This is a genomic window from Planococcus sp. NCCP-2050, assembly GCF_023708025.1.
Lineage (GTDB): Bacteria > Bacillota > Bacilli > Bacillales_A > Planococcaceae > Planococcus.
Genome location: NZ_BRCX01000001.1, coordinates 1,190,029 through 1,204,077, shown reverse-complemented (window position 1 = coordinate 1,204,077; position 14,049 = coordinate 1,190,029). Strand labels below are relative to the sequence as shown.

At 45.6% G+C, this 14,049-nt stretch carries 15 protein-coding genes; 5 read left to right on the top strand and 10 right to left on the bottom strand.

All coding sequences use genetic code 11. The features are described from left to right. Positions 1-103: 103 nt before the first annotated feature. Positions 104-1,294 carry a glycine C-acetyltransferase gene (locus NFU07_RS05865; protein ID WP_251475772.1) on the top strand — a complete coding sequence of 397 codons (1,191 nt, stop codon included), beginning with the start codon at positions 104-106 and terminating at the stop codon, positions 1,292-1,294. A 60-nt stretch (positions 1,295-1,354) separates the two neighbouring features. On the opposite strand, the gene NFU07_RS05860 is transcribed toward NFU07_RS05865, so the two are convergent. From NFU07_RS05860 to NFU07_RS05845, 4 genes are all read right to left on the bottom strand, one after another. Beyond that, a complete protein-coding gene (locus NFU07_RS05860; RefSeq protein WP_251475770.1) occupies positions 1,355-2,548 on the bottom strand; it encodes a M20 metallopeptidase family protein in 1,194 nt (397 codons plus the stop codon). Positions 2,549-2,670: 122 nt separating this feature from the next. Next, positions 2,671-3,420, bottom strand: coding sequence for an amino acid ABC transporter ATP-binding protein (locus NFU07_RS05855; RefSeq protein WP_251475768.1), 750 nt, complete (start codon positions 3,418-3,420; stop codon positions 2,671-2,673). Positions 3,421-3,472: 52 nt separating this feature from the next. Beyond that, complete coding sequence (locus tag NFU07_RS05850; protein ID WP_251477125.1) at positions 3,473-4,174, bottom strand: amino acid ABC transporter permease; 702 nt, start codon at positions 4,172-4,174, stop codon at positions 3,473-3,475. Next, positions 4,161-4,997: an amino acid ABC transporter substrate-binding protein gene (locus tag NFU07_RS05845; RefSeq protein ID WP_251475766.1), complete on the bottom strand. Its 837-nt coding sequence runs from the start codon at positions 4,995-4,997 to the stop codon at positions 4,161-4,163. The genes NFU07_RS05850 and NFU07_RS05845 overlap by 14 nt, the downstream gene beginning before the upstream one ends. A gap of 403 nt (positions 4,998-5,400) precedes the next feature. Here NFU07_RS05845 and NFU07_RS05840 point away from each other — a divergent pair, with 403 nt between their 5' ends. Next, on the top strand, positions 5,401-6,345 hold the full coding sequence (locus tag NFU07_RS05840) for an L-threonine 3-dehydrogenase (RefSeq protein WP_251475764.1): 945 nt from the start codon (positions 5,401-5,403) through the stop codon (positions 6,343-6,345). 54 nt (positions 6,346-6,399) lie between these two features. On the opposite strand, the gene NFU07_RS05835 is transcribed toward NFU07_RS05840, so the two are convergent. From NFU07_RS05835 to NFU07_RS05825, 3 genes are all read right to left on the bottom strand, one after another. Beyond that, positions 6,400-7,764, bottom strand: coding sequence for a YjiH family protein (locus NFU07_RS05835; protein ID WP_251475762.1), 1,365 nt, complete (start codon positions 7,762-7,764; stop codon positions 6,400-6,402). 158 nt (positions 7,765-7,922) lie between these two features. Continuing rightward, positions 7,923-8,612 (bottom strand): bacillithiol biosynthesis deacetylase BshB2, encoded by a 690-nt coding sequence (gene bshB2, locus NFU07_RS05830; RefSeq protein ID WP_251475760.1) that lies wholly within the window; start codon positions 8,610-8,612, stop codon positions 7,923-7,925. 14 nt (positions 8,613-8,626) lie between these two features. Beyond that, positions 8,627-8,977: a YojF family protein gene (locus NFU07_RS05825; RefSeq protein WP_251475758.1), complete on the bottom strand. Its 351-nt coding sequence runs from the start codon at positions 8,975-8,977 to the stop codon at positions 8,627-8,629. 138 nt (positions 8,978-9,115) lie between these two features. Between NFU07_RS05825 and NFU07_RS05820 the strand changes: the two genes are divergently transcribed. Further along, positions 9,116-9,979 (top strand): ABC transporter permease subunit, encoded by an 864-nt coding sequence (locus NFU07_RS05820; protein WP_251475756.1) that lies wholly within the window; start codon positions 9,116-9,118, stop codon positions 9,977-9,979. After that, positions 9,980-10,990 carry an ABC transporter permease gene (locus tag NFU07_RS05815; RefSeq protein ID WP_251475754.1) on the top strand — a complete coding sequence of 337 codons (1,011 nt, stop codon included), beginning with the start codon at positions 9,980-9,982 and terminating at the stop codon, positions 10,988-10,990. It abuts the gene before it with no gap. Here NFU07_RS05815 and NFU07_RS05810 read toward each other — a convergent pair. Continuing rightward, the gene (locus tag NFU07_RS05810; RefSeq protein WP_251475752.1) at positions 10,978-11,739 is read right to left on the bottom strand and encodes an HAAS domain-containing protein; all 762 of its coding nucleotides are present in this window, start codon (positions 11,737-11,739) and stop codon (positions 10,978-10,980) included. The genes NFU07_RS05815 and NFU07_RS05810 overlap by 13 nt on opposite strands. Next, entirely contained in the window at positions 11,739-12,062 is a 324-nt protein-coding gene (locus tag NFU07_RS05805; RefSeq protein WP_251475750.1) for a PadR family transcriptional regulator, read from the bottom strand. Before NFU07_RS05805 ends, NFU07_RS05810 begins: the two co-directional genes overlap by 1 nt. A gap of 200 nt (positions 12,063-12,262) precedes the next feature. Between NFU07_RS05805 and NFU07_RS05800 the strand changes: the two genes are divergently transcribed. Continuing rightward, a complete protein-coding gene (locus NFU07_RS05800) occupies positions 12,263-13,147 on the top strand; it encodes a GNAT family N-acetyltransferase (protein ID WP_251475747.1) in 885 nt (294 codons plus the stop codon). A gap of 65 nt (positions 13,148-13,212) precedes the next feature. On the opposite strand, the gene pdxK is transcribed toward NFU07_RS05800, so the two are convergent. Further along, a complete protein-coding gene (gene pdxK / locus NFU07_RS05795) occupies positions 13,213-14,046 on the bottom strand; it encodes a pyridoxine/pyridoxal/pyridoxamine kinase (protein ID WP_235197132.1) in 834 nt (277 codons plus the stop codon). Between the last annotated feature and the right edge of the window lie 3 nt (positions 14,047-14,049).

Sequence of the window (14,049 nt, the reverse complement as noted above, 5' to 3'; positions counted from 1 at the left end):
ACCTCGGTCCGCTTTTTCTTTTGCCTGAATTTCTTTTCAGTTTGGAGAAGATTACCGTTATGGTAAGATGGGAAGTGAAATCGTTTGCGAAAGGAAGAGGACATTGTCAAAAAAATTAGATGCATTTTTAGATCAAAACCTTGGCGAATTAAAAGAGCAAGGCTTATATAATGAAATCGATCCAGTTGAAGGACCGAACGGCGCAATCATCAAAGTCCGCGGCAAAGACTTGATCAACTTATCATCAAATAACTATTTGGGGCTTGCGACAAACGAAGACTTGAAGCAAGTGGCAAAAGACGCAATCGACAAGTACGGCGTCGGTGCTGGTGCGGTCCGCACAATCAACGGAACATTGGACCTCCACGTGAAATTGGAAGAGAAGCTTGCTGAGTTCAAAGGAACAGAAGCTGCGATTTCCTACCAATCCGGATTTAACTGCAATATGGCAGCGATTTCTGCTGTCATGGATAAGAACGATGCGATTCTTTCCGACCAGTTGAACCACGCGTCCATCATTGATGGCTGCCGTTTGTCAAAAGCGAAAATCATCGCATTCAAGCACTCGGATATGGAAGACCTTCGCGCGAAAGCGAAAGAAGCGACAGAATCCGGTTTGTACAATAAAGTCATGGTCATTACAGACGGTGTATTCTCGATGGATGGCGATATCGCGAAGCTTCCGGAAATTGTAGAAATCGCAAAAGAATTTGACTTGATTACATACGTCGATGACGCGCATGGATCGGGCGTTACTGGAAAAGGGAAAGGGACTGTGAAGCATTTCGGCCTTGAAAAAGAGATCGATATGCAAATGGGTACTTTATCTAAAGCAGTCGGCGTTGTTGGTGGTTATGTGGCCGGCAAGAAAAACTTGATCGATTGGCTGAAAGTGCGTTCCCGCCCGTTCTTGTTCTCAACAGCTGTCACTCCTGGTGACGTGGCTGCCATCATTTCAGCATTGCAAATGATCATCGATTCGACAGAACTGCACGATAAACTTTGGGATAACGGCGATTACTTGAAAAAAGGCTTGAAAGAGCTAGGATTCAACATCGGCGATTCTGAAACACCGATTACACCTTGCATCATTGGCGACGAGAAGCTCACACAAGAGTTCTCAAAACGTTTATTTGAAGAAGGCGTCTATGCGAAATCCATCGTCTTCCCGACGGTTCCAAAAGGCACAGGACGTGTCCGCAACATGCCGACAGCGGCCCATACAAAAGAAATGCTCGACGAAGCGATCGAAGTGTATGCGCGCGTCGGAAAAGAACTTGGAGTTATTCAATAATACAGCGAAACACGCTCAGCTAGCAGCAGCTGAGCGTGTTTTATTTTCCAATCTAAGGATTTACTTAGTACTTTCCATCCCCATATTTTGCTCCTCAAAATAAATGGCCGCAAACACTTTTGCCGCAACAAGCATGGCGCGCTCATCAAAATCGAAGTTCTCATGATGATGCGGGAAGCTTAAACGCTCATCGTGCATTTTAGCTCCAACGAAAAAGTAAGCACCCCGCCGTTGTTGGGTAAAATAAGCGAAATCTTCCACTGGCATGATTGGGTCCGCTTCCATCACTTGTTCTTCGCCAATCGCTTGGCGAGCTGCACTGCGGACCACTTCAGCCGCCTCCGGATGATTCCATAAGGAAATATAGCCGGCTTCAATCGTCACTTCCGCTTCTGCACCCATGGCCAGCGCTATGTTTTCAGCAATCGCTTTTACCCGCTCCGTTGCCATCTTCCGCAGTTCCGGATCAAATACGCGGATTGTGCCTTCCAGTACCGCTTCGCTTGGAATGGCATTATCGGCATCGCCTGCATGAAATTTCCCGATAGACACCACCAATTCTTTCAGTGGATCGGCATTTCGGCTGACGATCGATTGCAGAGCGATCATGATATGGCTGGCTGCGAGAATCGGATCCACGCCAGTATGCGGTTCTCCACCATGGGTTCCGTATCCGCGAACGATGATTTTCACCGTGTCTTCAGAAGCTTGCAAAAAGCCATCACGCACAAAGACTTTGCCGCTTTCCATCTTGCTTTGCAGATGGGCACCGTAAACGGAATCGACTCCCTCCAAGCAGCCATCGGCGATCATCGCCTGAGCCCCGCCCGGCGCTACTTCTTCGCCGAATTGATGGATCAGCACAATCGTGCCCGGCAATTGATCTTTGAATTCAGCCATCGCTTTGGCAAAGCCTAATAGCCCTGCTGTATGGCCGTCATGGCCGCAGGCGTGCATAACTCCAGGGACAGTCGATTTATAAGCAGCTTCTTTTTGGTCGGTGATCGGCAACGCATCGAAATCTGCCCGGAAAGCCACGGTTTTACCCGGCAAGCTGCCGCGGATGTAGCCGACCACACCACGGCCGCCAACGCCGAGACGAACCTCTACGCCCATGCTTTCCAATTGCTGTGCAATAAACTCCGGTGTATGGACTTCTTGATGGGAAAGCTCAGGATGCATATGCAAATAGCGGCGGGTTTCCACCATTTCTGTATAAAGTGACTCGATTTTTTCATAGATTAACGGTTTCATCTTTTCGACTCTCCTTCAAAGCGGATAGATTCAGTATACAATAAAATCCTCAAAAGGAATAAAAAACGATAAAACAGAATAAAAATACAAAAAGAAAACCCGCGCCATAAATGGCTGCGGGTTTAGATGATATCTGTTTTTTGAATCAAATTCAGGAATTGCTGAGTACGGGCTTCTTTTGGATGTTCAAAAATATCCTCCGGTTTGCCGCGTTCGATAATATGTCCGCCGTCCATGAACAGGACTTCATCAGCCACGCCTTTTGCAAAACGCATTTCGTGGGTGACAACGACCATCGTCATTCCTTCTGACGCTAAATCTTTCATAACTTGCAGCACTTCACCTACAAGTTCAGGATCGAGTGCTGAAGTCGGTTCATCAAAGAGCATCACTTTTGGTTCAAGTGCGAGCGCACGGGCGATGCCGACGCGCTGCTGCTGTCCACCGGATAGTTGGAACGGGTATTCGTTCACTTTATCGGCAAGGCCAACTTTTGCAAGCAATTGTTCCGCTTTCTTGCGCGCCGTTGCTTTATCTTGTCCTTGCACGGTAACCGGACCCTCCATGACATTTTCAAGCGCCGTCATATGAGGGAAAAGGTTGTAGTGCTGGAATACCATCGCGGATTGTTTCCGGAAAGCATTCACTTTTTTCTTCGGAACCGGTTTCGCAAAGTCGACCGATTGTTCATCGATGGAAATAGCGCCGGCTGTAGGTGTTTCTAAAATGTTCAAGCAGCGCAGGAAAGTCGTTTTCCCGGATCCGGAAGGGCCGATGACCACAACGGCCTGGCCCTTTTTCACTTCAAGGTCAATGCCTTTCAAAACCTCCAAGTCGCCGAACTTCTTATGCAAATTCTTTATTGTAATCATATTTCGCTCCTCACTGCAGCCAGTGCTTTATTATTCGCTTCGTAAGCATTCATCATCGTGAAACGTAACGGTCAAACCGGTTTTCCAATCGGCCCTGTCCGACAGATAGAAGGAAACAGACGACCCAATAGATAAGAGCGGCTTGGCCATACAATAATAGGAATTCGTAGTTGGTCGCAGCGATTTGCTGGGCAATGCGGAACATTTCAGTTACGAGAATGAGTGATGCGAGCGACGTGTCTTTCACTAGACTAATAAAAGTATTGGATAAAGGTGGAACGGAAACGCGGGCCGCTTGCGGCAAAATAATGCGGCGAAGCGATTGTACATATGTCATACCGATAGTATCGGCAGCTTCCCATTGGCCTTTCGGAATAGAAAGGATGGAAGCGCGGATCACTTCAGATGCGTATGCCCCGACGTTCAATGAAAAACCGATGACCGCAGCCGGGAAAGGATCAATCGTCACACCGAGCGACGGCAGGCCATAGAATAAGATGAACAATTGAACAAGCAAAGGTGTGCCGCGAATGATGGATACATAGATCCGGGCAATCACTTGCAGGATTTTGATCGTAGAAATACGTGCCAACGCTGTCAAAACTGCTAATATCAAACCAATGATAAAAGAAATAATCGACAAAGGGACAGTAAACTGGATCAGCCCTTCCAAAAGGGGCAGCCAGGACGTCTGCGAAATGTCCATTAGCCGCTCCATCCGGACAGGGTCAGAGAAAATACTATTCAAGTACATTTTCGCCGAACCATCTTTCGGAAATTTCATCGTACGTGCCGTCTTCGATCATTTCAGCAAGGGCTTTATTTGCTTCTTCAACGATTGCGCCGCTGTCTTTACGGAACAATAGGGCACTTTGAGCTGCATCGTCTGCTTCATCGACAATTTCGATGTTTGCATCCGGACGCTGTTTCAAGAAATCAAGCACAGTCAAGTTATCGTTTACCGTCGCTTCAACGCGGCCAGAGTTCAATAGCTCGATCGCTTGGTTAAATCCTTCTACACCTTCGATTTCAGCTCCGTACGAACGGGCAGTTTCTGCGTAGTTGCTTGTCAAAGATTGCGCAGAAAGTTTGCCTTCCAAATCTTCAAAGCTTTTGATCTCCTCGTTGCCTTTAGCGACAACCAGTACCGCAGTAGAAGTGATATAAGGATCTGAGAATTCATAGCTTGCTTGGCGTTCTTCGTTGATGCCGACCTGGTTAGCTACCATATCAAAACGGCTTGCATCAAGCCCTGCGAAAATCGCATCCCATTGCGTTTCAAGGAATTCGACTTCAACGCCTAGGCGCTTCCCGATTTCACGTGCAATTTCAACATCAAATCCTGTCAGTTCACCAGTTTCGTCATGGAAAGTGAAAGGAGGGTATGTACCTTCAGTCCCTACGATCAATTTGCCTTCTTCTTGGACTTCAGCCAGCAAATCTCCTTCCGAGCTGCTAGAACCGCCAGATCCTGCTGCATCATCTGTCGTCGGATCTTCTTCAGATGATCCTCCGCCACATGCTGCCAATACGAGTGCGGCAATCAATAATAATAGTGCAAAACTAAATTTCTTCATAAAATAAATGCCTCCATTCTATATGTTTTATTAATGGCCTTTCCAAATTCTCCACAAAAGGCATCCCAGTCTGTTTCGCATAATATACCCCTCTTCAAGAGCAGGGAAACTAACGCAATAAAACACAGCGGAATACTTGGTTTAAAACTTAAAAAAAAGCGATTAATAAGTTTTGGTCAGCTTTTTGAAAGGCCAAAACAACTTTCTCATTATAGCACCGGCTATTCAAGAGATACAAGTGAACTGTTTAGCCCATTTTCGGCCAAATACAGTAAAATCCGTTGTATTTTTAAAGAGAACAAATTATAATGGCAAGATAGAAAAGCTTATTTAAACAATGATCTTAACGATTTAAATGTTTTTATGCAGAGGACAAATGTTTTAATTGAGAGGAGCACTTAAAATGAAACGAATAATGATCACCGGAGCTCTAGGGCAAATCGGTTCAGAATTGACCACCAAGCTGCGCACTATCTATGGAGCCGACAATGTTTTGGCGACAGATATTCGCGCAACCAATGATGAAAGCGGCCCTTTTAACGTATTGGATGTAACAGATGGCCAGAAGATGCACGATTTAGCGAAAGACTTTGAGGCGGATACGATTATGCACATGGCCGCATTACTGTCAGCGACTGCTGAAGAAAAGCCATTGCTTGCCTGGAACCTGAACATGGGCGGTTTAGTGAATGCGCTAGAAGCAGCGCGCGAATTGGATATGCAATTCTTTACGCCGAGTTCGATTGGCGCATTCGGACCATCGACACCGAAAAAGAATACACCGCAAGATACGCTGCAGCGTCCGACGACAATGTACGGGGTCAATAAAGTTTCCGGAGAACTCCTATGCGATTATTATTTCCAGAAGTTCGGGCTTGATACACGCGGAGTCCGTTTCCCGGGATTGATTTCTTATGTAGCTCCTCCAGGCGGCGGTACGACCGACTATGCAGTGGACATCTATTATAAGGCGGTTGAGCAAAAGAGCTACGAATCCTTTATTGCCAAAGGGACTTATATGGACATGATGTATATGCCGGATGCACTTCAAGCAATCGTCGATTTGATGGAAGCGGACGCTTCGAAGCTTGAACACCGCAATGCCTTCAATGTCACGGCGATGAGTTTTGAGCCGGAACAGATTGCTGCATCGATCCAAAAGCATATTCCTGATTTTAAAATGAGCTACCGGGTAGACCCGGTTCGCCAAGCGATTGCAGACAGCTGGCCGGATAGCATAGATGCCTCGGCTGCGCAAAAAGAATGGGGCTTTAAAGCCCAGTACGATTTGGATGCAATGACTGCAGATATGCTGGAAAAATTGAAAAAAAAATTAATGCACGCTTAATCGAATAAAAAGAAAAAAATGCCCTTCGCAGCTGCGAAGGGCATTTCGTTTTGTTTAAAACAATAAATGGGCAATTCCTGCAACGATCGGCAATGCGATAATCGTACGCAAAAGGAAAATAACGATCAAGTCAAGAATGTTGACAGGAATTTTCGATCCGAGCAGCAAGCCGCCGACTTCGGACATGTAGATCAATTGCGTCACAGACATTGTTGCGACAACAAAGCGGGTCATATCTGATTCAATGCCTTCAGCAAGAAGGGAAGGCAGGAACATATCTGCAAAACCGACGACCATCAGCTGAGCCGCTTCAGCCGCTTCAGGAATGCCGAGCAAGTTCAAGTAAGGGACGAAAGGCGTTCCAAGAATAGAGAAGACAGGTGTATACTCTGCTAAAATCAGCGCTACAGTACCAAATGCCATAACGACCGGTGCTACGCCAATCCACATATCCAAAACATTTTTAAAGCCATCTTTGAAAAACTCTTTGATGGATTTGTTTTCAGAGGCTTTCGTCAACGCATTTTCAATGCCGTGAGAAGCGACGCTGTATCCTTCAGGAACTTCTTCCGTTTGGGATTCCTGCGGATCGCCATTCATGAAATTGGTCGACTTTTGGGCAAGCGGATAGATGCGCGGCATGATGAGCGCTAGAACGATGCCAGCCAAAATGACAGTGCCGTAATAAGGCAAGAAGTATTGGCTCAATCCGACTTGCTGGATGACAACGATAGCGAAAGTGATGGAAACAACAGAGAAAGTTGTCCCGATAATCGCTGCTTCGCGCTGTGTATATTTGTTCTGTACATATTGGTTATTGGTCAATAAGACACCGATGGTTCCATCACCGACCCAAGATGCCAACGCATCGATGGAAGAGCGGCCAGGAAGGCGGAATAATGGGCGCATGACTTTCACCATCATCGTTCCGAAGAATTCCAAAAGACCGAAATTCATGAGAAGCGGCAAGAACAAGCCCGCAAATAGGAAGATAGTAAATAGGAAAGATAAAAGTCCGTCACCGGATAAGAGCATTCCGCCTGTATCTTCACTCCAAACGGCTTCAGGGCCGACTTGGAAGAGAACCATGACAGCGAACACAGCTCCAAGGATGCGTACAATCGTCCAAAATAAATTCACATTAAACAGTTTATCGAAAAACGATGCGGAATGGTGTTCATTCACTTTTTTCGCAATGGCCGCAATTGAACCGATTGCTGCAATGATCAAGATCCCCATCATAATCCAAGGGACTACGGATTCAATGGCACCGGCCATCAGGTTAGCCAAAACGGCTATGGTGACCATCCAGACAGTTTCGCCTTCATCTTTTGTTGGAATTGGCACTAAGAAGAGCAAAATTCCCAACAAGGATGGAAGCAGGAATAAAATCCAAGTTGAAGCTGAAAACTTTTTCACAAATAAATCCCCTTTTCTCTGTGCATGAAAACACAACATTAATACTAATTATACAACATTCTCCCCGATGAAACCGCTGTACAATCAATGTTTATATTATCTGAAAACAGCACAGAAAAATACCCTTATTTTCAAAAAGAAAATAAGGGTATTTTTGGTTAAAACTTTTCTTCAAAATCCTGGTCCCAGCGGTAATTATAAAAACGTTCTTTCGTCAGCCAGTTTTCAGTTTCCTGATCGCCTTGTGCCAATTTGTTTTCCATTTCTTCAAGCATCCAAACTGTTTGCGAAATATGGGCCTTCATCGCACCCATCTTTTGGTCGCGGACAGCCGATACATCGTGCAGGACATCCGGAGCGCCAAGAACTTCCAACGTATTGTTAGCAAAAGCTACACAATGAAGTTTCGGGCGATTTTCCATCCGCCGAACAGCACGTACTACAGCGCGTGCCGTCGCTTCGTGGTCAGGATGCACGGAAAGGTTCGGATAAAACGTGATGATCAAGGAAGGATTCAATTCGTTGATTAGGTCGGTCATCATGCCGACCATTTTCTCATCGTCTTCAAATTCAACCGTCTTATCCCGCAGGCCCATCATTCGTAAATCGGTCAAGCCCATGGCATCAGCCGAAGCCTGCAATTCCTTCTTGCGGATTTCCGGCAGTGATTCGCGGGTAGCGAAAGGCGGATTGCCTAAATTTCGGCCCATTTCGCCAAGGGTCAAGCAAGCATATGTAACCGGGGTGCCTTGTTTGATATGCGTCGAGATGGTCCCGGATACGCCGAATGCTTCATCATCCGGATGGGGGAAAACCACCAATACATGACGTTCTTGTGGAATTGTCATTTTTTTATGCCTCCTTAATAACTGAACGGTGTTTCGCTGATTTCAAGCGCTACCGCCAGTTTTCCTGATCCGTCGTGTCCAGCCAGCAATAATCTGCCGTGCTCATCTAATTCATAATGTGTAATGCCTTGAGCGTAAACCCAGCCATGTGGCAACTTCAGTCCGACACGATGCGGGCTTTCGCCGACCACTTTGCCAAGCTCGTAGTTAATGACAACATTGCGGATAAAAGCTCCCGCATTGAAAAACCCTTCATTAAAATGAGTCGCATAAGAGCCATTCGTCGTTTCCAGATGAAGATAAACATCTTTATTGGCGAACGCATCCAAGTGAACCTGTAATTTTTTTACTTCAACTAATTCCATTTCTCTCACTCCTCAGACATTCCGTATTCTTTTAGTATAGGGAATAAGAAGCGAGAATGCGATTAGGATGCTTTACGGAAACCGAAATAATGCTATGATAATGAATGAAAGAATTTTCGAACAAAAAGGATGGCTAAATTGGGAATAATATTAAGATTTGTGTTTTCACTGCTTGGCATCGTTTTAATCAGTGGCTTTCCCGTACTTATCGGGGGATTGACGGAAGGCGAACTAAGAATCAGTGAGTATATTTCATCACTTCAACAGGTACTAAAAGAAATTTGGCCGCTGCAAGAGTTTTCTGTTATGAATATGCGGACGGGACGGGAGATTTTCTTGTTTCCAACCATTGCCGAATACATACTTTATTCACTTCAAATTTTATTTTTAGCATTTGCGGCAGCTGTGGTTTTCGCTTTAGTATTCACGGTGCTGACGATGCTGTTATCTGAAAAGGCTCGCGAGCGGGTAAAGCTCTTTTTGTATTTTCTGGAGTCGCTCCCGGATTTGCTCATCATCATGGCAGCTCAGCTCGGCATCATCTTCATCTATTTAAAAACGGATGTTTTGATCTCCAAGATTGCAGTCGTAGGCGGGGACAAAATCTATTGGCTTCCGGTCTTATTTTTATCAATATTGCCGATGATCCAGCTATACCGGCTTTGCATGCTTACTTTCCAGGAAGAAGAGCGGCAAATGTATGTCGAACTTGCTCGATCACTCGGCTTTTCGAAAGTCTTTATCGTTTGGATGCATATGTTCCGGAATGCCATCATTTCAGTGTTTTTCCAATCCAAGAAAACGATTTGGTTCATGTTGTCGAATCTGTTTGTCCTGGAACTGATGTTCAATATGCCGGGTATCATGCTGTTCATGCGCGATAATATTTCACCTGAAGTGTTTCTTGTGACGATTTTCAGCTTTTTCTTGCCGATGTTTATCTTGTACAGCGTGGGCGAATGGTTTTTCCTCCGCCATTTCCGTGGAAAGGAAGTGGCTTAAATGTGGAGACAGCCTTATTTTGTGATTGGTTTCAGTATTATGGCTTTGCTGCTTTTCGGAAGCTTTGCCTTCGAATGGCTTTTCGGCAAGGTGCCGAAGCAAGTCTTTTTTATCGAGGAAAATGGCCGGGCAGTCGAAGGGCCGCCGATTTCGCCTAAATGGGAATTTCCACTTGGAACCGACCAGTATGGCTATGACCTCTTTGGCAAAATCATGCTTGGCGGAAAATACACCATTATCGCTGCACTCGTAGTCGCTGCAATTCGAATGCTAATTGCCGTCCCGTTCGGTTATCTTCTTGGGACTTACCTGCAAAAGCATCGTGCATGGATTGGCGGACTTGCTGATTCTCTGCATTATATCCCTTTGACTTTATTTGCGGCTTATGTGTTATATCCCGTTCTTTGGATGCCGCCGGAAGGGTTTTCGAACGGGGTATGGGAACGCATCGCGATCCAAATTGTCTTGATGTCGTTATTGACGATGCCGATCGTGGCTGTATTGGTAGGAAATGAGGCGGCGCTTCTATACCGCAAAGAATATGTCCTCGCTTCCCGCGTACTGGGTGCAGGGCGTTTCCGGATTATCCGGAAGCATCTGTATCCGCAAATGCGCGAAAAGTTAGCAGTTCTATACGGCCAGCAGGTGATGGAGACTTTTATCGTGATGGCACATCTTAGTTTATTGGACTTGTTCCTTGGAGGGACGAAAGTTAGCTACGACCCGATGTTCGGAGATCCACCCATGTCCATTTCGTATGAATGGGCAGGGCTGTTCGGTTCAACGTTCCGTTATCTGCAAGGGGCACCTTGGCTGCCTTTGTATCCGGTGTTTTTTATCGCCTTGGCAATTCTTTCAGTCTCATTCATGATGGAAGGATATTTACGGTCGAAAAATCCGCAAGTGAAGAAACGGATAGGCATCGCTTCACCGTCCGAGAAAATCGTCGAATGGAATAAAGAACAATTGCGGGAGAAAATGATCCGTTTAAAAAACCCTCACGATTTGTGAGGGTTTTGTTTTTTATTCTGCGAATAAAGAATGAGGACCACAACAGCCATCCCGAGGTAGAGGCCGCTTGCGCTGATAATCAGCTCTGTCGTTTCATTATATTGAAGGAATTGCAGGATAAAATCCGGGCCGAATAAAAACAGCGGAAGGATTAACGTGAACCAAGTTTTCGACCAAATGGCGCCTGCAATGAAAACCAGAGCTCCAAGTGCTGCAATGACCCACATGGTTTCGCGAGAAGGTATATAGAAAGGCTCAAAGAAAAAGATGTCCATGAAAAGAACCGCCGCTAACGAAAGGGTGGTGATGATTTGAATAGCGATAAAAATCGACAGCTCTTTTTTCGTCGAATAGTTAGCCGCACTCATTTTCCGGAAGAAATAAATATAAGTACCGATGCTCAAAAGTGCAATGGCCGGGTAAGCAATCAGCTTCAGCAAAGAAAAACTTAGATCGCCGCGGATGGCTGAACCGGTGATGAAATAAGCGATAAGCAGCAGAATGAACATGGGCGCAAGTCTCACTAAACCGAAATAATCGGTTTTCATTTCATTGCTGATGTTCTCCAAATACGTTTGAGGCGATCCGCCTGTAACACTGTCCAACGTTTTCCCGTGGTTTTCGGCATCTTCCAAATGTCCCCGTAATTCTTCCGCTATCTCATTGATTTCGTGATCGTTCTTTCCAGAAGTCATCAAATACATCCTCAAATTAGCAATGAATTCTTCGCTTTCTCTTGATAAGACCATTAGTTTTCCTCCTTTACGAGTCGATTGACAGAATGGGATAAGCTTTCCCACCTTTCTTTAAACTGTTCGTATTCCTTTTCGCCTGACGGTGTTAAAGTGTAGTATTTCCTTTTCGGGCCGCTCGGTGATTCTTTCATGACCGAATGGACAAAACCGTCTTTCTGCAGTCGCATCAAAACGGGATAAATGCTGCCTTCGCTGACCATCCGAAAACCGTAGATCTCCAATTTTTCGATCATTTCGTATCCGTAAGTCTCGCCTTTATGAATAATGCCGAGCAGACACCCATCAAGTATTCCTTTTAGCATCTGGCTAGATGACATATACACTCTCCTTCCTAGTAACTTGTAAAACAAGATAGTGAAAAATAAAACTACTACTTTGTAATACAAGATAGCATCTGAAACAATACAAGTCAACTACTTTGTTATACAAGTTAGCTAATCGTTTTGGAAAAAGGAAATTCAATTGGTTCTGTCGAAAAAATAACGGGGGAAGTTAGCAAAATGGGGAGGTACAGCAAATGTCCGAAATAAAGAAGATGTCCGAGTGTTCAATAGAAGAAAAGGTCGAAGCCTGGAACAAAGGTTTCGAAGGCTATTATTTTAATATGGAAACGACTGCAGAAGCATTTGAAAAAAGAGGAGCAACGGAAGACCTGAATGAAGAATTATCGATCGTTGCATTTGATGGGAACAATCCGGTAGGCATCGTCCGTAACGGGCTTCGCGAAAATAGCGGAAGAAAAGTTTCCTGGAACGGCGGAACGGGCGTCGCTAAATCGGTTCGGGGCCAATGCGTCGGAAAACGCATGATGGAAAAAACGATCGAGTGGCTGGGGGATGCCGGAGTACAGTTGGCGACACTTGAAGCTGTCAGTGAAAATAACGCAGCGATCGAACTTTACCGAAAAATAGGATATGAAATAGTGGATGAAGTGGATTTCATGCAGCTCAAAGCGAAAGTCGAGAAGCTTCCAGAAGAGTTGGAGTCGGGGCAAGAAATCACGCTGAAATCGGCAACTGTAGAAGAGGCCGGCAGTTTGGATTTCTATCGCCATGATTTCACATGGCAAACCCAGTGGCAAAGTGTCAAAGACGGCGAGGCGCTGATTGCCTATAATGCAGAAGGAAAAGCGGCAGGCTATGCGTATTTCCGGAAATCCAAAGATGAAAACGGCAAGCATATCGCGACAACGCTTTATCAATGTGTGGCAAATCCTTTGGCCGAAGATCCCCAATCTCTTACTGCCCGCTTGATTGCAGAAGTTTTTGAAGGCTTCTCAGGAGAGATCAATCGCGTAGCGGTCAATATCCCGGTGGAAATGAACAAATTCACCCATCAAGTTCTGGCAGAAGCGGGCTTTAAAGTGACGACGAAACAAGTGATGATGGCGAAGGAATTATAAATCGCAGAAAACAATAAAAGCCGAAGGAGAAAAGCGATGCTTCTCTCCTTCGGCTTCGTCTATGATTAAAGTTCAGTAACTGTCACTTCAGGTTTCGGGAATTTATTAGCGGCGCCGTGCATAACCGGCCCCACGTATTCGTTGAGTTTCCATCCGTGTTCAATTGCCGCAGAAACAAAGATCTTCGCGTTTAATACAGCATCTTTAACCGACTGGCCATTGGCCAAATTAGCGGTGATTGCGGCAGCGAATGTGCAGCCTGCACCGTGGTTGTAAGTCGTCTCAGTTTTTTCAGCTGTCAAAAGATAATGCTTTTTGCCATCGTACAAGAGATCAGCCGCTTTTTCATGCTGCAACTGCTTGCCGCCTTTGATGACTACGAACTGTGCACCATGTGCATGGATTTTTTCGGCTGCTGCTTGAAGGTCTTCCACTGTACGAAGAGTGCCCATGCCGGATAGTTGGCCAGCTTCAACCAAGTTTGGCGTAACGACTTTAGCATTCGGAAGCAAATGCTGGATCATGGCATCGACATTTTCAGGGAATAGCACTTCATCTTCGCCTTTGCATGCCATGACCGGGTCAATGACAACGTCTTTCAAGCCGGAGTCTTTAATGGCTTTGCCAGCCATCTCGATAATGTCGACTGTCGGCAGCATGCCGGTTTTCAATGCATCCACCCCTGTAGAAAAAGCGGTCTGCAATTGAGCATGCAGCGTTTCAACCGGAATCGGATGGATGCCGTGGCTCCAGCCATTATTTGGGTCCATTGTGACAATGACGGTCAACGCGTTCATACCGTATGTGCCATGTTCCTGGAAAGTTTTCAAGTCTGCTTGTATGCCGGCTCCACCGGAAGTATCCGATCCAGCGATCGTTAAAGTCTTTTTCAATGACATCAT